At 61.1% G+C, this 18,239-nt stretch carries 18 protein-coding genes; 8 read left to right on the forward strand and 10 right to left on the reverse strand.

What is annotated here, in order from left to right; translation table 11 throughout:
- Window positions 1-42 precede the first annotated feature (42 nt).
- From HF955_RS00445 to HF955_RS00465, 5 genes are all read left to right on the forward strand, one after another.
- The gene (locus HF955_RS00445; RefSeq protein ID WP_291077064.1) at window positions 43-744 is read left to right on the forward strand and encodes a VIT family protein; all 702 of its coding nucleotides are present in this window, start codon (window positions 43-45) and stop codon (window positions 742-744) included.
- A gap of 129 nt (window positions 745-873) precedes the next feature.
- Window positions 874-1,596, forward strand: coding sequence for a Sir2 family NAD-dependent protein deacetylase (locus HF955_RS00450; RefSeq protein WP_291077065.1), 723 nt, complete (start codon window positions 874-876; stop codon window positions 1,594-1,596).
- A gap of 119 nt (window positions 1,597-1,715) precedes the next feature.
- Window positions 1,716-2,699 (forward strand): hypothetical protein, encoded by a 984-nt coding sequence (locus tag HF955_RS00455; protein WP_291077066.1) that lies wholly within the window; start codon window positions 1,716-1,718, stop codon window positions 2,697-2,699.
- Window positions 2,700-2,985: 286 nt separating this feature from the next.
- The gene (locus HF955_RS00460; protein WP_291077067.1) at window positions 2,986-3,420 is read left to right on the forward strand and encodes a hypothetical protein; all 435 of its coding nucleotides are present in this window, start codon (window positions 2,986-2,988) and stop codon (window positions 3,418-3,420) included.
- 81 nt (window positions 3,421-3,501) lie between these two features.
- Window positions 3,502-3,975: a hypothetical protein gene (locus HF955_RS00465; protein WP_291077068.1), complete on the forward strand. Its 474-nt coding sequence runs from the start codon at window positions 3,502-3,504 to the stop codon at window positions 3,973-3,975.
- A 214-nt stretch (window positions 3,976-4,189) separates the two neighbouring features.
- Here HF955_RS00465 and parC read toward each other — a convergent pair whose 3' ends face one another.
- Window positions 4,190-6,424, reverse strand: a complete 2,235-nt coding sequence (gene parC, locus HF955_RS00470) for a DNA topoisomerase IV subunit A (RefSeq protein WP_291077069.1) — start codon at window positions 6,422-6,424, stop codon at window positions 4,190-4,192.
- A gap of 127 nt (window positions 6,425-6,551) precedes the next feature.
- Here parC and HF955_RS00475 point away from each other — a divergent pair, with 127 nt between their 5' ends.
- Complete coding sequence (locus HF955_RS00475) at window positions 6,552-7,235, forward strand: extensin family protein (protein ID WP_291077070.1); 684 nt, start codon at window positions 6,552-6,554, stop codon at window positions 7,233-7,235.
- A 5-nt stretch (window positions 7,236-7,240) separates the two neighbouring features.
- On the opposite strand, the gene HF955_RS00480 is transcribed toward HF955_RS00475, so the two are convergent.
- The 9 genes from HF955_RS00480 to rpoZ all read right to left on the reverse strand — a co-directional run bounded on the left by HF955_RS00480 (window position 7,241) and on the right by rpoZ (window position 14,292).
- On the reverse strand, window positions 7,241-7,426 hold the full coding sequence (locus HF955_RS00480) for a hypothetical protein (RefSeq protein ID WP_291077071.1): 186 nt from the start codon (window positions 7,424-7,426) through the stop codon (window positions 7,241-7,243).
- Between the two features lie 103 nt (window positions 7,427-7,529).
- Window positions 7,530-8,261, reverse strand: a complete 732-nt coding sequence (gene recO, locus HF955_RS00485) for a DNA repair protein RecO (protein WP_291077072.1) — start codon at window positions 8,259-8,261, stop codon at window positions 7,530-7,532.
- Complete coding sequence (gene era, locus HF955_RS00490; RefSeq protein WP_291077073.1) at window positions 8,258-9,205, reverse strand: GTPase Era; 948 nt, start codon at window positions 9,203-9,205, stop codon at window positions 8,258-8,260. The genes recO and era overlap by 4 nt, the downstream gene beginning before the upstream one ends.
- The gene (gene rnc / locus HF955_RS00495; RefSeq protein WP_291077074.1) at window positions 9,202-9,957 is read right to left on the reverse strand and encodes a ribonuclease III; all 756 of its coding nucleotides are present in this window, start codon (window positions 9,955-9,957) and stop codon (window positions 9,202-9,204) included. The genes era and rnc overlap by 4 nt, the downstream gene beginning before the upstream one ends.
- Window positions 9,954-10,364: a holo-ACP synthase gene (gene acpS, locus HF955_RS00500; RefSeq protein WP_027836603.1), complete on the reverse strand. Its 411-nt coding sequence runs from the start codon at window positions 10,362-10,364 to the stop codon at window positions 9,954-9,956. The genes rnc and acpS overlap by 4 nt, the downstream gene beginning before the upstream one ends.
- Complete coding sequence (locus tag HF955_RS00505) at window positions 10,361-11,104, reverse strand: pyridoxine 5'-phosphate synthase (protein ID WP_291077075.1); 744 nt, start codon at window positions 11,102-11,104, stop codon at window positions 10,361-10,363. Before HF955_RS00505 ends, acpS begins: the two co-directional genes overlap by 4 nt.
- Window positions 11,104-11,685 (reverse strand): orotate phosphoribosyltransferase, encoded by a 582-nt coding sequence (pyrE, locus tag HF955_RS00510; protein WP_291077076.1) that lies wholly within the window; start codon window positions 11,683-11,685, stop codon window positions 11,104-11,106. Before pyrE ends, HF955_RS00505 begins: the two co-directional genes overlap by 1 nt.
- On the reverse strand, window positions 11,675-13,933 hold the full coding sequence (locus HF955_RS00515) for a bifunctional (p)ppGpp synthetase/guanosine-3',5'-bis(diphosphate) 3'-pyrophosphohydrolase (protein WP_027836606.1): 2,259 nt from the start codon (window positions 13,931-13,933) through the stop codon (window positions 11,675-11,677). The genes pyrE and HF955_RS00515 overlap by 11 nt, the downstream gene beginning before the upstream one ends.
- Window positions 13,934-13,941: 8 nt before the next feature.
- Window positions 13,942-14,292 (reverse strand): DNA-directed RNA polymerase subunit omega, encoded by a 351-nt coding sequence (rpoZ, locus tag HF955_RS00520; protein ID WP_027836607.1) that lies wholly within the window; start codon window positions 14,290-14,292, stop codon window positions 13,942-13,944.
- 153 nt (window positions 14,293-14,445) lie between these two features.
- Between rpoZ and HF955_RS00525 the strand changes: the two genes are divergently transcribed.
- The gene (locus HF955_RS00525) at window positions 14,446-15,906 is read left to right on the forward strand and encodes an amidohydrolase (protein ID WP_291077077.1); all 1,461 of its coding nucleotides are present in this window, start codon (window positions 14,446-14,448) and stop codon (window positions 15,904-15,906) included.
- A gap of 86 nt (window positions 15,907-15,992) precedes the next feature.
- Window positions 15,993-18,203 (forward strand): hypothetical protein, encoded by a 2,211-nt coding sequence (locus HF955_RS00530; protein ID WP_291077078.1) that lies wholly within the window; start codon window positions 15,993-15,995, stop codon window positions 18,201-18,203.
- Window positions 18,204-18,239 lie beyond the last annotated feature (36 nt).

An 18,239-nucleotide genomic window follows, 5' to 3' on the forward strand; every position in this document is an offset into this window, starting at 1 on the left:
GGCCGGTATCTTCTCCCTGAGCCGATCAACAGGAGACTTGACATGGCATCCGCCTATCCGCTTGGAGAACACCATTACAGCCACAGGATCGGTTGGCTGAGAGCGACCGTGCTCGGGGCAAATGATGGCATTCTGTCCACCGCCAGCCTGATGATTGGTGTCGCCTCCGCGGATGCCTCACAGGGGGCCATCCTGACGGCCGGGCTGGCCGGACTTGCTGCAGGGGCGATGTCCATGGCCGCCGGCGAATATGTATCCGTCTCGTCGCAGGCCGATACCGAGCGCGCCGATCTGGAAATCGAAAAGGCTGCCCTGCAGGCGCATCCGGAGGCGGAACTCGTCGAACTGGCCCACATCTACATGAACCGTGGGGTGGAAAAAGACACGGCCTATGAGGTTGCACGTCAATTGATGGAAAAAGACGCCCTGGAAGCCCATGCGCGCGACGAGTTGGGCATCAACGAAATCGTGACCGCTCGACCGGTCCAGGCCGCCATCAGTTCGGCGCTCAGCTTTGCCGCCGGCGCAACACTCCCGCTGCTCGCCGGGCTCCTGGCGCCCGCCGCATTCGTCACGCCGGTCGTCGCGCTGGTTTCCCTACTGGCGCTGGTCCTGCTCGGTCTCGCTTCCGCCAAGGCCGGCGGGGCACACAAGTTGAAAGCGACGATCCGCATCGTCTTCTGGGGTGTAGTCGCCATGCTCGTTACCGGACTGATCGGCGCCGCCTTCGGAGCGGTCGTGTAGGTAATACTACGCACATTCGCAAAGGCACCGCTTTACAAATCTGCCCCAGCCATTAGCTGCTTGGGGAGAGGAAAGACAATCGGGACTTCGAAGACGACGCTCATGACGGATGCAGGCCAGCTCGCAAGAATGATATCTGACGCGCGCCGCGTGATGGTGTTCACCGGCGCGGGCATATCAACCGAGAGCGGCATTCCCGATTTCCGAAGCCCCGGCGGTGTGTGGAGCAAGATGTCTCCCATCTATTTTCAGGATTTCGTCGCCTCCCGCGATGCGCGGCGGGAATCCTGGCGGCGCGTCTTCAACCGTACCGAAGGTTGGACCGGCGCAAAGCCGAATGTCGGACACTATGCCATTGCCGACCTTGTGAAACGGGGAAAGGTCTCCTCTGTCGTCACGCAGAATGTGGACAACCTCCATCAGGATTCCGGTGTGCCGGATGACAAGGTGATCGAGATCCACGGAAATGCGAGTTACGCAAAATGCCTGCAGTGCGGAAAGCGCTACGAGTTCGAGACCTTGAAGCCTCGATGGGAGAATGACGAGGACCTGACTTGCATCTTCTGCACCGGCCTGCTGAAGAATGCGACGATCTCCTTTGGTCAGGCAATGCCGGAAGACAAGATGTTGCGCGCCAGCGAAGAGGCCCTGTTGTGCGACCTTGTCATCGTCCTGGGATCTTCCCTCGTCGTTTATCCGGCGTCGGCCGTTCCGATGGAAGCCAAGCGCAATGGTGCACGGATGATCATCATCAACCGGGAGCCCACGGATCAGGACCCGTTCGCAGACCTTGTCCTGCATACGGATATCGGCCCCCTTATGACGGACACGATGGCTCTGCTCGACAAATGATCCGGATCGGACGCTCACCCGACAGAGCGCCGAAAAGTTGAATTTCTTTCCCCGGATCAACCCAGTGGAAACCTCGTCCCGCTAATCTGTCTCCACAGCACATCATGACGGGGGCTGGCATGAGACATTTGATCTGGGCATCAGCGTTCCTGATGGTCTCTGCTTGCGGGAATGGCGGAGGCACTTCCATTGCCGCCTCCACCCCGCTGGTTGTTGCCGAAGGCCAGCCTGTGATCTCCTATGGAGAGGTGACCTCCGGGACCCCGAAACTGAGCCCTGCAACCCTGCCCGTCCCCCTGGAAGAAGTTCGCACCAGTGCGGCCTGCCGCACACCGAAGGCACGGTCCGGAGCGAAGACGGCCTATGTCTACACATATGGTGGTGGCGTTTCCTCACCGCTTCATCACATTGATCGCAAGGACACACCCGAAGCCATTGCCGAGCGCGAAGCCCTCATCCGGGAGCGGAAGGCCAGTGCGAAGACAGCCGTTCAACGCGAAGCCCTCGGAATGGCGATCGGAAATGCCGTGCAGAACTCCCGCCAGATCGACGTGCTTGTGACGGAAACCGATGCCCCCATATTCCTGTACCTGACTTCATACGATTCCGTGCTGTGGAACATTCAGCGCGCGCCCGGCGTCGAAATCGACGGCATTGTGGTGAATTCCTATAATGCCGGGGCCATTGCCAACGGCGTCGATGCAGCGCGCACAGGCTTCATCTCCTTTGACAACTCCCCGACGCGCAAATGCTACATCGGCGGACAGGGCCGCGCCATCCCTGTTGAGGAGCGCATCGCGTCAGCGAAACGCCTGAACCCCGATTTCGACCCCCGGCGCTACAAGGCACAATGGGAGCAGGAGTATCGTGACGCGACGCGCTTCTTCCGTCAGGACGTCAAAAAACTTTCCGGCAAACGTCCCCAGTGGATCCTGAACGACGCGCGGGGCAGTGCTTTCAACGCCGTTCTAGTTGGTCCGGCACCCGCTGCCCCCTTCGAGGCACAAGCGGTCAGCCGTGTGCAGATCCCGTCACATATCACGCCTTATTGGGGCGGTCGCAAGGACGCCTACAAGGCCTTCGGGCTTTCACCTTCTTCCTGAACTGTTCACATGGTCGGCCTCTCCTGCTTCAGGCCTGAAGACACGCCTGTGAACACTCTCCCGCATGCAGGAGGGCCTTTGCCAGCGGAACCTTCTCCACCCAAGCGGGGGGCCCATGGGATTCCGGTAGTCGCGTGAATTGCTTCAGGCACCAAGCTCCCTGAGCGATGGTCAAGCCGTTTGTGTCCTGAGTGTCTCACGAAACACTCTGGTAACTGTTGAGTCCTCAAAACCGAAGCGAACCTTCGCGCCGAGACCAGTCTGGTCAGATCGATATAGGGACCTGTTGATCATGAAGCTCTCGCTATTAAGTTTAGCCGTTGTCTGCGTCACTGCATTCTTGGCAGGTCTGCCAGCGGGCGCAGAAGTGAACATTCATGCGAAAAACTGCACCTCCGACGATTTGACCCTGGTGACCTTCAATGGCGGGGACGGAGCGGAGTGGCTGATCGCAGACGGCGACACTCTGGATGCCATGGAGCAAGGCGCAACGGACTCACGTTCCAAAAAGCTGACATGCGACGCAGGTTGCTCCTGGTTCTACTCCTGCAATGAGCACTGCAAGCTGGCGGCGCAAGTCGACACCGCATTCACCCACACGAAAGATGTGCCGAAAGACTATTACGCCCGTGTATACGGCATCAGGCACGCCAAGCTGGACGTATCGATCACCAAGGACGAAATGCGCTGCGCAGACCCTTCCGCTGACGATGAAAAATAAATCAGCTTCCAGACCAGCGTGCGTGCTTCAGACTCCTTCTCCAGGATCAATAATATTGGTTGAGCCATTCAGGAAATCCAAATGAAACTCTGTATACACGGCGTCTTCGCCCTCCTCTTTTCAACGTTCCTGGCAAGCCTGCCAGCTCACGCTGACGTCCACTTCCACGTCAAGAATTGCACGAAGATGGATCTGGAATTCACCACCTACGATGGGCATGATAAAGTCGCGCAGATTCAATACAAGAAGTTCACCCTGAGGGGGCTGAAAGACGGGACGGATGACGTCTCCGCGACGAAAACGTCATGCCATATCGGGTGCCCTTGGGGTAAGTCCTGCAATTCCCGCTGCAAGATCCGCCTTCAATCGGATGTCGGCCGCAAATCCAAGACCGCAAATGTTTACAAAGACCAGTACATTCGGTTCACCTCAGCGGAAATCGTCCCGGCATCAGGAAAGCCCCTCAGCGAGGGTCACACAAGGACCTGGTACACACTCGCTTCTGAAGAAGAGAAGTGCAGCGACCACGCAACCGACATCAAGCAACTTGACTGAACCGCTGAGAACAGATTCCGTCCGCATACACTGTAATTCAGGGTTGGCCACACGCTGGTCTTGCCCAAACTTCGGAAGCTCTGGGAGGGTCCGGTGCATCAGCTGATGCACCCCACCATACCAATGCGCGTGGTTCGAGCCCCTCAGGACGATCAGACAAGTTCAACCACTTCGGACACAGCTCCCTCTCCTGAGGACCGTGTTTCTTGTATACCTAGCCGCTGAATGTGCCGCCGCGCGGGAAGCCTTTCGGCACGGTCTTGCCGGCCTGGGCCCGTTTGCCGATCCACTCTTCCCATTCCGGGAAAGCGCGGTGGCGGCCACCGGTCATGACGATCAGGCCGTCACGCTTGTCGAAGGTCATCAGATCCTTCAGCGTATGCTTGCCGCTATAGGATTGCAGCTTGTTGCCCTTGCCGCGTGACATTTCGGGCAGTTCATCCAGCGGGAAGATCAGGAGTTTCCGGTTTGATCCGACCACGGCCAGCATGTCGCCCTCGACCGGCACGCAGACATTCAGCGCGCCCTTGCCGGTATTCACTGCCTGCTTGCCCGCCTTGCGGTTTGATTCCAGTTCCTTTTCCTCGACCACGAAGCCATAGCCCTCACTCGAAGCGACCACGCGCTTGCGCTCGGGCTCGAACCGGAACATGGCGACAATGTCGACACTGTCTTCCAGATCGATGGAAAGCCGGATCGGTTCACCATGACCGCGCCCGCCCGGCAGCTTGTCGGCGGGCAGTGTGAATGCCCGGCCATCCGACGCCATCAGGATAATCTTGTCCGTACTCATCACTTCTTCGGAAAGGTAGAGCGCGTCGCCATCCTTGAATTTCGCGGATTCCGGATCGAGTCCATGGCCTTTCATGCCGCGAATCCAGCCCTGCTGGGACAGGACAATCGTCAGCGGCTCCTTCGGCAGGGTCGCCTCGAGCGCTGCGGCGAGGTCCACTTCCGCGACTTCTCCAAACGTGGCACGGCGGCGGCCAAGTTCGGAGTCCGGATCGAACGCCTCGCGCGCCTCCTTCAATTCCTTGGAGACCTTGCTCCACTGGCGGCGGGTCGAACCGATCAGCTTTGTCAGCTCCTCGCGTTCCTTCATCAGGCGGTCATGCTCGCCGCGAATTTCCATTTCCTCGAGCTTGCGCAGAGCCCGCAGACGAAGGTTCAAAATCGCTTCAGCCTGCGTGTCTGTCAGGTTGAAGGTCGACATGAGCACGTCTTTCGGCTCGTCCTCATACCGGATGATCCGGATCACCTCATCAATGTTGAGATAGGCGATCAGATAGCCGTCGAGCAGGTGCAGGCGTTTCTCGATCTTGTCGAGGCGGAACTCTGCCCGGCGCACCACGACTTCGCGGCGGTGATCCAGATAGGCCTGCAGGACATCCTTCAGGCCCATGACCTGAGGCGCGCCCTTGTGCAACACATTCATGTTCAGGCTGAACCGCGTTTCCAGGTCGCAGACCTTGAACAGGCTCTCCATCAGGATTTCCGGTTCGACCGTCTTGGAGCGCGGCACCAGGATGAGGCGCACATCCTCGGCGCTCTCATCGCGAACATCATCCAGCAAAGGCAGCTTCTTGGCCTCGATCAGTTCGCCCAGCTTTTCCAACAGCCTGGATTTCTGCACCTGATAGGGAATCTCGGTGACGACGATCTGATACGTCCCCCGACCGGTATCCTCGACTTCCCAGCGTGCCCGCATGCGGAAACTGCCACGGCCGGTCTCGTAGGCCTGGATCATCGCGTCCTTGCTCTCGACGATGATGCCGCCCGTCGGGAAGTCCGGCCCCTTGACGTAGTCCATCAATTCTTCGGTCGTTGCCTTCGGCTTCTCGATCAGCAGGCGCGCCGCATCAATCAGCTCTGCCGCATTGTGGGGAGGGATCGAGGTCGCCATGCCCACGGCAATGCCGCTGGCGCCATTGGCCAGCAGGTTCGGGAAGCCGGCCGGCAGCACGACAGGCTCTTCATCATTCTCGGCATAATTGGCGCGAAAATCGACCGCATTCTCGTTGAGGCCGTCCAGCAGCAGCTCGGCCGCAACCGTCATCCGCGCTTCAGTGTAACGATAGGCAGCGGCGCTATCGCCATCGATATTGCCGAAATTGCCTTGCCCATCGACCAGCGGATAGCGGACCGTGAAATCCTGCGCCAGGCGCACCAGCGTGTCATAGATCGAGCTGTCGCCGTGCGGGTGGAAATTACCCATCACGTCGCCAACGATCTTGGCGCATTTGCGATAGCCGCCTTCAGGGTCCAGCTTCAGGACACGCATGCCATACAGGATACGGCGCTGGACGGGCTTCAGGCCGTCGCGCACATCCGGCAGGGCCCGGGCGGTAATCGTCGACAGCGCATAGGCGAGATAGCGCTTGGAAAGCGCCTCGCTCATCGGCTCGTTGATGATCCGGTCTTCCGGCGTCCCGTCAATCAAATCGGACATTCTGGCCTCTTTGCAGTTCGTGCCACATTCTGGTGCAGGCCCTTGATTAAAGTCAGCGACTCACGGGCCGGAGCACGTTAACACAAACGTCGTTTTGGTTAAGGAAAGGAAAAGGGCGCAGCTGCAGATGAACGCACTCAAGGCATGGATCATCCTGATCGGCGTACCGGTGCTGTGCGTTCTGGTGTTCTTCTGGCTGGCGCCACCGCGTCACAATCCTTTCGCCCCGGTCGACCTGACCGAGCCGCCGGGCCTCGGCACCTGGCACCAACTGACCCGCGCCAAGAAGAACCGGGAACTTTGTTTCACCGCGCTGGACGAGGCAGGCGTCCTGTACACCCCGCTGGAAGATCAGGACATGGCCGGCAGCTGTGGCCTCTATGACGCTCTGACCCTGGACCAGACCCTGACGCCATACTCCGCCCCCCTCCGCATGACCTGCGCGCAGGCCGCCGCGCTGTACACATGGGAACGCCATGTCGCCCGGCCGGCGGCAGTGGACATCTTCGGGTCTCCCATCGCCCGGATTGAAACCTATGGCAGCTTCTCCTGCCGCAATATCGCAGGCACGCGGCGCATGTCCCAGCATGGTCTCGGCAATGCCATCGACATTGCCGGCTTCCGGCTGGAGGACGGGCGATTCGTCAATGTGAAGTCACATTGGGATGCAGGCGGGGCTGAACAGAAATTCCTGCGTCGCCTTCACAAGGGCGCCTGCGACCTTTTCTCGGTGACTTTGGGACCGGAATACAATGCCGCCCATGCCGATCATTTTCATCTCGACATGGGCGGTGGAAAAGTCTGCCGGTGACCGGATCAGTCAAGGCATTTGAAGCCGTCTTCGGTCACTTCCTTGACGCGGCCTTCGCCGCCACAAACGCGCAGCGCGGTCTCGGTGTTCTCGTAGATCGCATCGCGGCCATGTTCGTCAGCGTCTACGTGGATGCAGCCCGCCAGGGTCATTGTGGCAATGGCGGTTGCGGCAAGTACAGTTTTCTTCATGGCATCAGCCTTCTCGTTTGCACGGAACGCCCCAGTCCTCACCGCCCAGATATCACCACGCAAAATGAATGTCTTCTGAACACATGCCGGAAACTGCGATTGCCTAACGCTGTTTCAGGATGCGCCCCACAAGCCGGGTCCGTTCCGGCGGTACACCGCGATTGAGCCCGCCGAACAGGCGCGCCTCCAGGAAATGCCCTGTCAGGGTCAGTCCGTCGGCAATGTCATCCGGTGCCACAGGCGCCGCAGACTGTGTCAGGAATTGCGGCAGGCGTAGCAGGCGCTCAACATAGTCTTCAGCTTCCGATCCTCGCACGGCCCTGCCGGTTTTTGGCGACACATGGGTCAGGCCGTCATTGGCGCCTGACAATGCACACGCATCAAGGTCCAGTCCGAAGCCCAGCGCAGACAGAAGGCCCAGCTCCCAACGGACGTATAGAGCTGGCCAGATTTCGCGCGCCTCGATCTGGTCGAGCAGCAATTCGGTCGCTTCGAATAGCGCCGAACCGGCCGCATCACCCTCGTCCAGCCCGCCCCGCAGGATGGCTGTAATGGACGAAATGGCCGACAGCGCCGCCGGGTCGTCCAGCACCCGCGCAGCCCGTTCACGGCTCGCCTCCGCGACATCAAACCGCCCGAGCGAGTCTTCCAGCCGCCCTGTCCAGCTGAGGGACACCGAATTTCCGGCTTCGTATTGCGCCCGACGCTTTCGTGAGGACCCGCCATAGACGAGGCCGGATCGCCTCCCGCGCGTACGGGTCAGAACGTCGAGGATGAGGCCGCCTTCCCCGAACCGGCGCCCGCCGAGGATTATGCCGTCATCGGACCAGTTCAAACATCAAACTCCAGGCCCAGCCCCTGATAGCTTTCCCGGCGCTCCTGCCAGCGTTCATCCACTTTGACGAACAGGAACAGATGCACCTTCCGGCCCAGCATCTCGGACAATTCCTCCCGGGCCTTGCGCCCGACATCCTTGATCACGGACCCGCCCTTGCCCAGCACCATGGATTTGTGATTATCGCGCCCGACAATCACGACCTGCTGCACACGAACGGACCCGTCCTTGCGCTCTTCCCAGCTCTCGGTCTCGACCATCAACTGGTAGGGAAGCTCCTGATGCAGACGCAGCATCAGCTTTTCGCGTGTCACTTCGGCCGCCAGGAGACGCATGGGAAGGTCCGCAATCTGGTCGGGCGGATACAGCGCCGGGCCTTCCGGCATCTTCTCGGCGATGGCGCGCTCCAAGGCGTCGACCCCGTCACCATTCTCGGCAGAGATCATGAAGATCTCCTCATAGACACCGGTCTCGCTCAATTCAGCGATGATCGGCAGTATCTGGTCATGCGGAAACAGGTCGATCTTGTTCAAAGCCAGGAACGCCTTGCGGCCGGTCTGCTGAAGTTGTTCGATCACCCGGCGGTCATCTTCCAGGGATTTTTTCTGCGCGCCGTCCACCTTGCCATCCCGCTCGGCCACCCAGGCCGATGCATCAATCAGGTGGACAATCGCATCGGCATCTTCCGCGCCGCTCCAGGCCGCCTTGACCATGGCCCGGTCCAGTCGACGCTTCGCCGCAAATATCCCGGGTGTGTCAACCAGCACGATCTGGGTGCCGTCCAGCTGCGCCACCCCGCGCACAGGGAACCGCGTCGTCTGCACCTTGTGCGTGACGATCGCCACCTTGGTGCCGACAAGGCGGTTGGTCAGGGTCGACTTTCCGGCATTCGGCGCGCCGATGATGGCGGCAAATCCGGCACGGGTGATTTCGGTCTCGGTCATTGGGCTCCGGTCAGGCTGTCGAGAAGAAGGGCGGCAGCATTACGCTCAGCATCGCGCTTTGACGAGCCCGCGGCAACAGCCGCGCCCCGATCCGCCACACGCACCTCGACTTCATAAGTGGGTTCATGATCGGGCCCCGACCGGCGGACCACGTCATAGTCCGGCAGCGGCAGGCCCTGTCCCTGTGCCCATTCCTGCAGCAGGGTCTTGGGGTCCTTGGTCTGGGTCGGCGGCGCATCAAATTGCGGCGCCCACCCTTTCTCAATGAATTTCCGGGCCGTACTCAGGCCGGCATCCTGATACAGCGCCCCGATGATCGCCTCGCAGGCATCGCCAAGGGTCGACTCGCGCCGGCGTCCGCCTGAGGCGACTTCCCCCTCTGACATGATGATGTAGTTCTCCAGCCCCAGATGCCGCATTGCGTCGGCACAGGCGCCTTTCTTCACGAACCCGTTGAGTCGCGGTGCCAGATCCCCTTCGCTTTCCATACGGCGCCGGTCGATCAACCGGTCTGCGATGACCAGGTTCAGCACGCGGTCACCCAGGAATTCGAGGCGTTGATTGGACAGGCGGACGGAGTCTACCGATGACACAGCGCTGGGATGGGTCAGCGCACGGACGAGGGTTTCCTGCGACTTGAATTTGTGTCCAAGAATGGCCTCGACCTGCTTGAGGTCTGCTTCGGACAGCGATGGCTGGCTGCCCTTTCCCTTCGCCCGCAGGCGGGTCCGTTTCGGACGCGCGGCGCTCATGTCTCGACCTTTGGCAGGGCTTCGATGATCACTTGCGCTTCCGCCCAGGGATAATCATCCGTGATGGTCAGATGAATGACCGCCTCGTGGCCGTCCGGAACCATCTTGGCAAGGCGCTCGGCTGCGCCACCGGTCAGGGCCAGGGTCGGCTTCCCGGTCGGCAGGTTCACCACCCCCAGATGTTTCCAGTGCACGCCCCGTCGCGGCACACCGGTGCCCAGTGCCTTGGCGCACGCTTCCTTGGCGGCAAATCGCTTGGCATAGGTCTCCGCCGTCCGGCGACGGCGCCGGGCCAGTGCAATCTCCACCTCGGTAAAGACGCGGTTCTCGAACCGTTCGCCGAACCGTTCCAGCGTCTTTTCGACCCGTTCGATATTGCAGAGATCATTCCCGATACCGATGATCATGCGCGCGCCTCATCCATCAGGCGACGCATTTCCAGAATGGCCGCCTCAAGCCCGATGAAGATCGCCTCTCCGATCAGGAAGTGACCAATGTTCAGTTCGGCAAGTTCTGGAATGGCCGCGACCGGGGCGACATTCTCGAAGGTCAGCCCGTGCCCGGCATGTGGCTCCACCCCGCGCTTGCGGGCTTCGGCTGCGGCAACCTTCAGGCGCTCCAGTTCCGGCGCGGCCGCCTCCATGCCCCCCTCGATCCAAAGTTCGGCATACTTGCCGGTGTGTAATTCCACGACAGGCGCCTGCAGGACTTCCGCAACAGCGATCTGGACCGGGTCAGGTTCAATGAAGAGCGAGACTCGCGCACCGGACTCATTCAGCCGGCGCACGATCGGTGCGATCTGGTTGTGCAGGCCTGCCACATCCAGGCCGCCTTCGGTGGTGCGTTCCTCGCGCTTCTCCGGTACGATGCAGGCCGCCTGCGGACGGAACCGGCAGGCGATGTCCGTCATTTCTTCGGTGGCCGCCATCTCCAGGTTGATCGGCAGGCTGGACGCAGCACGGATGGCCTCCAGATCGCCATCGCGAATATGCCGGCGATCTTCACGGAGATGGATTGTAATACCGTCCGCCCCGGCCTCGGCCGCAATCGCCGCCGCGCGCATCGGGTCAGGATGGTCCCCGCCCCGCGCATTGCGGATCGTCGCCACGTGATCGATGTTCACACCGAGGCGGAGCCGGTCGGTCATCAGGCGAGGCCTCGCGAACCAGGCTTGACGGCCTCCATCGCGGCAAGCTCCGGGGGCAGATCATTTGCGTCATAATCGGGAAAATCGACGGCGGCGAGCGAGACCAGCCTGCACCCGACATCGGCCTTGCCATTGGACCGGTCGATAATGCAGGCGCCGCCAATAACATCGCCCGGTAACTTGTCGAGTGCTTCGACCGTTTCGCGGAAGGACAGGCCCGTGGTGACGATGTCCTCCGCGATCAACACGCGTTCGCCCTCGGCAATCGAGAAGCCGCGCCGGAAGTGCAGCTGTCCGTCGACCCGCTCCGCAAAGATCGAGCGAGCGCCCAGCTGGCGCGCCAGTTCATATCCTGGAATGATGCCCCCAACGGCCGGCCCGGCGACCACATCAATCTTGCCAAACTCAGCTGTCAGCTTTTCTGCCAGCGCCTTGCACAGTTTCTCCGACAGGGCAGGTTGCGAAAACACCAGCGCCTTCTGCAGGAAAACCGGGCTGCGGCGCCCGGATGACAGGATGAAATGTCCTTCCAGCAAGGCCCCCGCCTCGCGGAATACGTTCAACACATCATCATTCGTCATTTTCGCCCTCCTGGTCGCGCACCGCCCGGTCAACCACTGCGATCGACCGGAGTGCCGCCAGTATCTGCGTCAGGCGCTTGAGGTCTTCAACCTCAATTTCCATGAGAATTTCGGTGAAGTCTTCATGCCGCTCTGCGGTGTGAATGCTGGTGATGTTGCCATTGGCCTGCGCCACTGCTGCGCACAGCTTGGCCAGCACGCCGCGCTCATTCGAGGCATTGATGCGGATGCGCCCGATGGCCATCGCCCCGGTCCGGGCCAGTTCGGTCCAGCGCAGATCCACCCAGAGCTCCGGCTTGTCATCATATTCAGCCAGCTTCGGACAGCTCGCCACATGGACGACAATGCCCTTGCCAGGTTCCTGGACGCCCATGATGCGATCCCCCGGCAGCGGGCAGCAGCATTTGCCAAGATGCAGTGTCACCCCCGGCGACAGGTCCGCGCCCGACACCATCAGCGGCGTGTGCTCGGAATCCATCCGCACCTTGGAAGGGTCTGCGGCGAGTTCCTGCCGGTATCCCGGGAAGGCGGCCTGAATGACATCCTCCGACGAGATCCGTCCGCGCCCGACGGCCTCGACCATGTCTTCCATGTTCTCGAAGCCGGCCAGCCGCGCCGTATGGTTCATCTTCACATCGACCGGGTCGATCCCGGCGCGGCGCAGCGCCAGATTGACCAGTCCCTGCCCCAGGCGCCGGAATTCCGTGGTTTCCTTGTCGCGCACCAGTTTGCGCATGGCCGAACGGGCGCGGCCGGTGATCGCCAGCGCTTCCCAGCCATGTATGGCCTGGGGGGCCTTGCCCCGGATGATCTCGACCACGTCGCCATTCTTCAAGGGCCGGCGCAGCGGCTTGACCTCGCCATTGATCTTCGCACCGACACAGGTATCCCCCACCGCCGAATGCACCGCATAGGCAAAATCCAGCGGCATCGCCCCGGCCGGCAGGATGATCAGCTTGCCCTTCGGTGTGAACGCAAAGACATGTTCGCGATACATCTCCAGCTTGGCGTGTTCCATGAACTCGCTGGGGTCACCACCATCCTGCAGCAATTCCGCAAAGGCCTCGAGACTGGCCGCCGGATCAAGACCGGCCGCCCGGGCCGAATCCGCATCAAACCCGTAGGCGCGATTCTTGTAGCCCCAGTGCGCCGCCACGCCGAACTCGGCCGTACGATCCATCTCCTCGGTCCGGATCTGGAGCTCCACCCGGCGATTGCCGGATGCGCGCACCGTGGTGTGCAGGCTGGCATACCCGTTCGGCTTCGGTACGGAGATGTAATCGCGGAACCGGTCGGGAATGCAGGCCCACAGTGTGTGCGCCTCGCCAAGAGCGCGATAACAATCCTCGACATTCTCCACGATGACCCGGAATGCGAACAGGTCCGCCACGTCGCGGAAGGAAATCGACTTGCGCTCCAGCTTGCGCCACAGCGAATAGGGCTGCTTGCGGCGCCCCTTGATGCGGCACGGTATGCCGGCGGCATCCATCAGGTCCTGAAGGTCGCCGCGGATCCGCTCGAGATCGCCGGCATTTTCCAGCGCCAGCTCCTCCTGGCGATACAGAATGGCCCGGCGCGCTTCAGGGTTGAGTTCCTGGAACGCCAGATCCTCCATCTCGGCCGCAATCTGGTACAGGCCGACACGACGCGCCAGCGGGCCATAGATGTCCATCGTTTCGCGGGCGGTGCGTTCGCGGCTCGATGCCTTCTTCCGGAAGTGCAGCGTGCGCATATTGTGCAGCCGGTCGGCCAGCTTCACCAGCAGGACACGAATATCGCTCGTCGTGGCCAGAATGAATTTCTGGAAGTTTTCCGCCTGGGCGAGTTCCTTCGAACTGTATTCCAGCTTGTCCAGCTTGGTGACGCCATCAACCAGTTCGGCGACATCGGCGCCAAAGCGCACTTCGACATCGCCAATGTCGATCTCGGTGTCTTCGACCACATCATGCAGCAGGCCGGCCACGATGGTGATCTCGTCCAGCTTGACGTCCGCCAGCAGGCTCGCGACCTCCACAGGATGGGAATAATACGCGTCGCCGGAATCGCGCATCTGCTCGCCATGATGCTTTTTCGCGAAATCATAGGCCGCGCCCAGCAGCTCGGACTTCACCCGTGGATGATAGGCGCGGACCTTGTCGATCAGCCCCTGCCGGGTGAGCACTTCTTTCGGCTTGTCGGCAGCCGGTCGCGATGTGGCAGCTGGGTCGCCAGCCCCTTCAGCCTTTGCGGAAAGGGTGCTGCCGTCCATCAGGCCTCCTAGAGCCGGTCGTCCCGTCCGGACTCCAGCTCGGCCTGGTAGGCCCGCATGACATCTTCCTCGGTGGCGGTCGGCGCGGATTCGAGAGCCATACGGTCTGCTTCGCGCTCGTTCTCCTCGCCGGGACGGATGTCCTGGAGGTTCGAGATCAGGGCTTCCTTGACCACTTTCAGGTCAACCGACTCATCGGCAATCTCGCGCAGCGAGACGACCGGATCCTTGTCATTGTCGCGGTCCACGGTGATCGGCGAACCTTCGCGGATCATGCGGGAACGGTGTGCGGCAAGCAGGACGAGCTCGAAACGGTTCGGGACCTTTTCGATGCAGTCTTCGACGGTAACGCGGGCCATGAGCAGATAATCTCCTTTGGACCGTCCCTTATATGCAGTGCAGCACCGTGGCGCAACCCGCGCCATGCCGCTGTCTGCAGGTCTTTTTCGCCCTCTTGGCAGCGCGGATTTCGCCGCTAGGCTGAGCCGATCACGAACCGGAGGCCTGCATTCATGTTCCGTACTGTCGCCCTGTCATCTCTCGCCCTCGCCCTTGCCGCCTGCGGAAATGGAAACGACGCCGCCGAAACGCCCCAACCGCTTGCCTCGGACACCGGCGCAGCGGACGCTGAAACGGCTGAAATCACTCCCGCTGCCGCTCCGGCAGACTCTGCTCAGGCCGCAGCGCTCCCGAAGGCCGATGCGGGCCTCATCGAGATCTACAAACAGCTTCACGCCAATCCGGAACTGTCCTTCAAGGAAGCCCGCTCTGCGGCGCTCATGGCTTCCGAACTGGAGAATCTCGGCTTCGACGTCACAACGGGCATCGGTCAGGACTGGGTCGTCGCCAAGGCCATGAAGGATGTGGGAGAAGTCAAGGATGGTGTCGGCGGTCACGGCGTCGTGGGCGTGCTGCGCAATGGAGAGGGCCCGACCGTGATGATCCGCGCCGACATGGACGCCCTACCCGTTCCCGATCAGACCGGCTTCCCCTTCGCGTCCGAAGTCCGTTCCACCACATGGACCGGCGTGGAAAGCCCGGTCATGCATGCCTGCGGGCACGACATCCACATGACCAGCTGGATCGGCACGGCGCGCGCCCTGGCCGCCCGCAAGGATGAGTGGAGCGGCACGCTGGTGATGATCGCCCAGCCGGCCGAGGAAATCGGCCTCGGGGCCCAAGCCATGCTGGCGGACGGGCTCTACAGCCGTTTCCCGCAGCCGGACTACAATCTCGCTCTGCACGTCTCCGCCGCCGCACCTGCCGGTACGGTCGTCTATACAAAGGGCTACGCCATGGCCAATGTCGACAGTGTCGACATCACGGTGAAAGGCGTGGGCGGGCATGGCGCGTATCCGCACACGACGCGTGACCCGGTCCTCGTCGCCTCGCATATCGTGGTGGCGCTGCAGAGCCTCGTATCCCGAAACACGAACCCGCAGGATTCCGCGGTCGTCACCGTCGGATCGTTCAAGGCCGGCGCCAAGCACAATATCATCTCGGACGAAGCGACCCTTCTCCTGACCGTCCGCTCCTATGATGACGCGACCCGGCAAATGCTGCTGGACGGCATCGAGCGCATCGCGAAGGCACAGGCCGAAGCCTTCGGCGCACCGGAACCGGAGATCAAGGTGGAGCAGGACTACACCCCGTCCCTGTTCAACAATGCCGATCTCGCCGACAAGGCGATGACGGCCGTCGCCGGGGCCATCGGCGAGGATAATGTGAAAGAAGTGCCGCCGGTGATGGGCGGTGAGGATTTCAGCCAGTTCGGCCGCACCGAAGAAAACATTCCCGGTCTGCTGTTCTGGATCGGCGCGGTAGACCCGGAGCGCTACGAGGCTTCCAAGGACAGTTCCCTGCCCCTGCCCTCGCTGCATTCCCCCTTCTTCGCCCCGGCCTATGACCCCACCATCGCCACCGGCGTCGAAGCCATGACCGCCGCCGCCCTGGAACTCTTCGACGAGGGGTGATCTCCCATTCGCCGAAAAATAGAAGAATTGGCTTTTCTCGCCTGTTAACAAATGATTAAAATCCGGCGTGGTGAGGGGAGTATGCCATGCTGGAGAAAATGGGAATTGTCTGGAATCCGGGCTGGCCAAGCTGGTCTTGTCCCGGGCGCCGGGATGGTTGGCTGATCGTGTGGACTCTGGTGATGGCAGCCTTGGCTGCTGTCAGCGTTGCAATCGCGGATCTGTCGGATCCGGAGTCCGTTGAAGGCGCGGCAGCCTGGGGCACGATCACAACCCTCTGCCTGCTTGCATATATGGCTGCGGGAATTTTCGCCGTGCTTCGCTCGCGGGTTGGCACGTCAAATCAGGAACTGGATGATCCGGAACATCATCCATCTTTTCACCGCGTCTTCCTGCTGACGTCACTCATGCTGTGTGTACTGGCCTGGATCGCGTTCGGGCATCATGTCCCCTTCGCACACTGGCCATGGTCGGTGGATTTGAACGATCCAACGCAACGCTCCTTGTACATTGCAGCGATCATTTCGAGCTTCGTGCCTCTCCTGTTCGGCTTTCACACGATCGCGCGAGAGGCGGCGACGGACAAAGCCAATTATCTGATGCACCCGGAAGGGCCGACCAGCTGGTTTCAACTTGGCGTCAGCGCCGGCGCACTCGGCTTCCTCAGCCTTGGCGCCTGGGCGGCCGGCGAACGCTGGTTCTCCATGGAACAGGATTTCGGACTGGTTGTAATGAGCGGCGTCATCGCCGGATTTCTCGCCTTCATCTTCGTCCCGCATCTTGGAGATGCACTCAGCAACCGGCGGGAAACCGACCCGCGCCCGGTCAAAGCCGCTGGAGTGACATTCCATCCCGGCTACATCACCAGCGGCATCGATGCCGCTGCCGTGCGCCTGATCGCACCGCTGTCCGGCGCCACCCAATCGGGCTGGATGATTCCACAGCTGATCCTGACACTGATTTTCTTGCCGCTTACCGCCATGGGCTATGCACTGCCGGCTCCATGGGGCCTCGTGCCGATCTGCATCGCTGGCGTGATCATCTTCGGCCTCGGCCGAAGGTGGGCATGGGTGGAGGATGACCGCGAAAAGGCCCTGCGCATCCAGTCGACGCGCTCAAGTCAGTTCCGTCTTGGGTTTGCGAACGACCTGCGTGACGAGGCCCTGATGGGCTATGCTTGGCTGTTCATCCTCGTGCCGCTGGCCCTGCGGCAGATCCAGATGCATTTTGACCTCTTCGAACCAGTCGATGGCCCCATGGGCGTCGCCGCGCAAAGTGCGGGACTGATGGATTGGCTGAAATTCTTCGGCACAGAACTGGCCAAGGGTGTGCCCATCGTCGATTGGGTGGACATCTACGACGTGAACCAGGAAGAGCCCTTCGCCCCGAAAGGGCCGATGGCACGCCATATCGTGTTCGTGTCGCGCCTGCTGGTGGACGTTGTGCTCATTGCGGCCCTGCTTCAGGCATTCGGGATCATGCAACGAAATCGCGCGCAGGAACGTCTGTTCGAAGCTGGCCAGATAGACTTTTTCGACCCGTTCATGGAACGCCGCATCCTGCGCAAGGCATTCCAGCCCGCAGAACATGGCGCCGCCCCGCTGAACTCCCGCTATCTGGCTTACTTCGAGACACACCGAGAAAAGAGCAAGGATCTCGACAAGGGTGACTATTATTACAACACGCGGCGCCTCAATGAATTGTTCAATGACCGGGATCGCAAAGTGCGCGAAGTCGTGCGCTGGTTCGCGAAGGATCTGATTGTCGGCAGCGTAACCGAGCGACTGAACAAGCTCGCGGATCTCTACGAAAGGACGTCACCGGAAAGTCGCGACAAACCGGACTGGAGCCGGAAGTTCTACCGCTTCTTTGATGATGTGGTGGCGGATGGCCGCAATCTGTCCGGGTCAAGCTGGAAGCAGGAGCATTCCATCGCGCTGTCCCGCCTCCTGTTCCAGCTGACGAATGACAAAGAGTACGATCAGGTCCGCAATCGTGCGCTGCTGCTTCTCGGCAGGTCGGACAGTCTGCATGCCGCACGCGCACTCGCTGCAAGACTGGTTCGCGATGAACATGCAACGACGCTGCCGGGCATCTCGAAAGAGATTGCAGAAACCTATCGCTTTGCCCGTCAGCCTCGCCTTGGCGAGCGAAGCCTGGCGACGGAATCCCTGTTCAAGATCAAGGGCGACATCGAGGACAATCCCCACAGAACGGGCACCGCCACGCTCAAATTCATCGAGGCCGTGCTGGAATATGTCCGCAATGATGGCGGGAACGGGTCAATCCCTACCTGACGGGACGCCCTCGGTTCGCCAATGTTTCGGCTTGCC

Source organism: Hyphomonas sp. (assembly GCF_017792385.1).
Taxonomy (GTDB): domain Bacteria; phylum Pseudomonadota; class Alphaproteobacteria; order Caulobacterales; family Hyphomonadaceae; genus Hyphomonas.

What these genes read in the sequence shown, in the direction of transcription:
- rnc (WP_291077074.1), bottom strand. Translation starts at nt 9,957, where the DNA reads ATGAGCGCCGCGCGTCCGAAACGGACCCGCCTGCGGGCGAAGGGAAAG.
- parC (WP_291077069.1), bottom strand. Translation starts at nt 6,424, where the DNA reads ATGTCCGATTTGATTGACGGGACGCCGGAAGACCGGATCATCAACGAG.
- HF955_RS00515 (WP_027836606.1), bottom strand. Translation starts at nt 13,933, where the DNA reads ATGGACGGCAGCACCCTTTCCGCAAAGGCTGAAGGGGCTGGCGACCCA.
- acpS (WP_027836603.1), bottom strand. Translation starts at nt 10,364, where the DNA reads ATGATCATCGGTATCGGGAATGATCTCTGCAATATCGAACGGGTCGAA.
- HF955_RS00455 (WP_291077066.1), top strand. Translation starts at nt 1,716, where the DNA reads ATGAGACATTTGATCTGGGCATCAGCGTTCCTGATGGTCTCTGCTTGC.
- HF955_RS00475 (WP_291077070.1), top strand. Translation starts at nt 6,552, where the DNA reads ATGAACGCACTCAAGGCATGGATCATCCTGATCGGCGTACCGGTGCTG.
- HF955_RS00465 (WP_291077068.1), top strand. Translation starts at nt 3,502, where the DNA reads ATGAAACTCTGTATACACGGCGTCTTCGCCCTCCTCTTTTCAACGTTC.
- rpoZ (WP_027836607.1), bottom strand. Translation starts at nt 14,292, where the DNA reads ATGGCCCGCGTTACCGTCGAAGACTGCATCGAAAAGGTCCCGAACCGT.
- HF955_RS00505 (WP_291077075.1), bottom strand. Translation starts at nt 11,104, where the DNA reads ATGACCGACCGGCTCCGCCTCGGTGTGAACATCGATCACGTGGCGACG.
- HF955_RS00450 (WP_291077065.1), top strand. Translation starts at nt 874, where the DNA reads ATGATATCTGACGCGCGCCGCGTGATGGTGTTCACCGGCGCGGGCATA.
- era (WP_291077073.1), bottom strand. Translation starts at nt 9,205, where the DNA reads ATGACCGAGACCGAAATCACCCGTGCCGGATTTGCCGCCATCATCGGC.
- HF955_RS00525 (WP_291077077.1), top strand. Translation starts at nt 14,446, where the DNA reads ATGTTCCGTACTGTCGCCCTGTCATCTCTCGCCCTCGCCCTTGCCGCC.
- HF955_RS00480 (WP_291077071.1), bottom strand. Translation starts at nt 7,426, where the DNA reads ATGAAGAAAACTGTACTTGCCGCAACCGCCATTGCCACAATGACCCTG.
- HF955_RS00530 (WP_291077078.1), top strand. Translation starts at nt 15,993, where the DNA reads ATGCTGGAGAAAATGGGAATTGTCTGGAATCCGGGCTGGCCAAGCTGG.
- pyrE (WP_291077076.1), bottom strand. Translation starts at nt 11,685, where the DNA reads ATGACGAATGATGATGTGTTGAACGTATTCCGCGAGGCGGGGGCCTTG.
- HF955_RS00445 (WP_291077064.1), top strand. Translation starts at nt 43, where the DNA reads ATGGCATCCGCCTATCCGCTTGGAGAACACCATTACAGCCACAGGATC.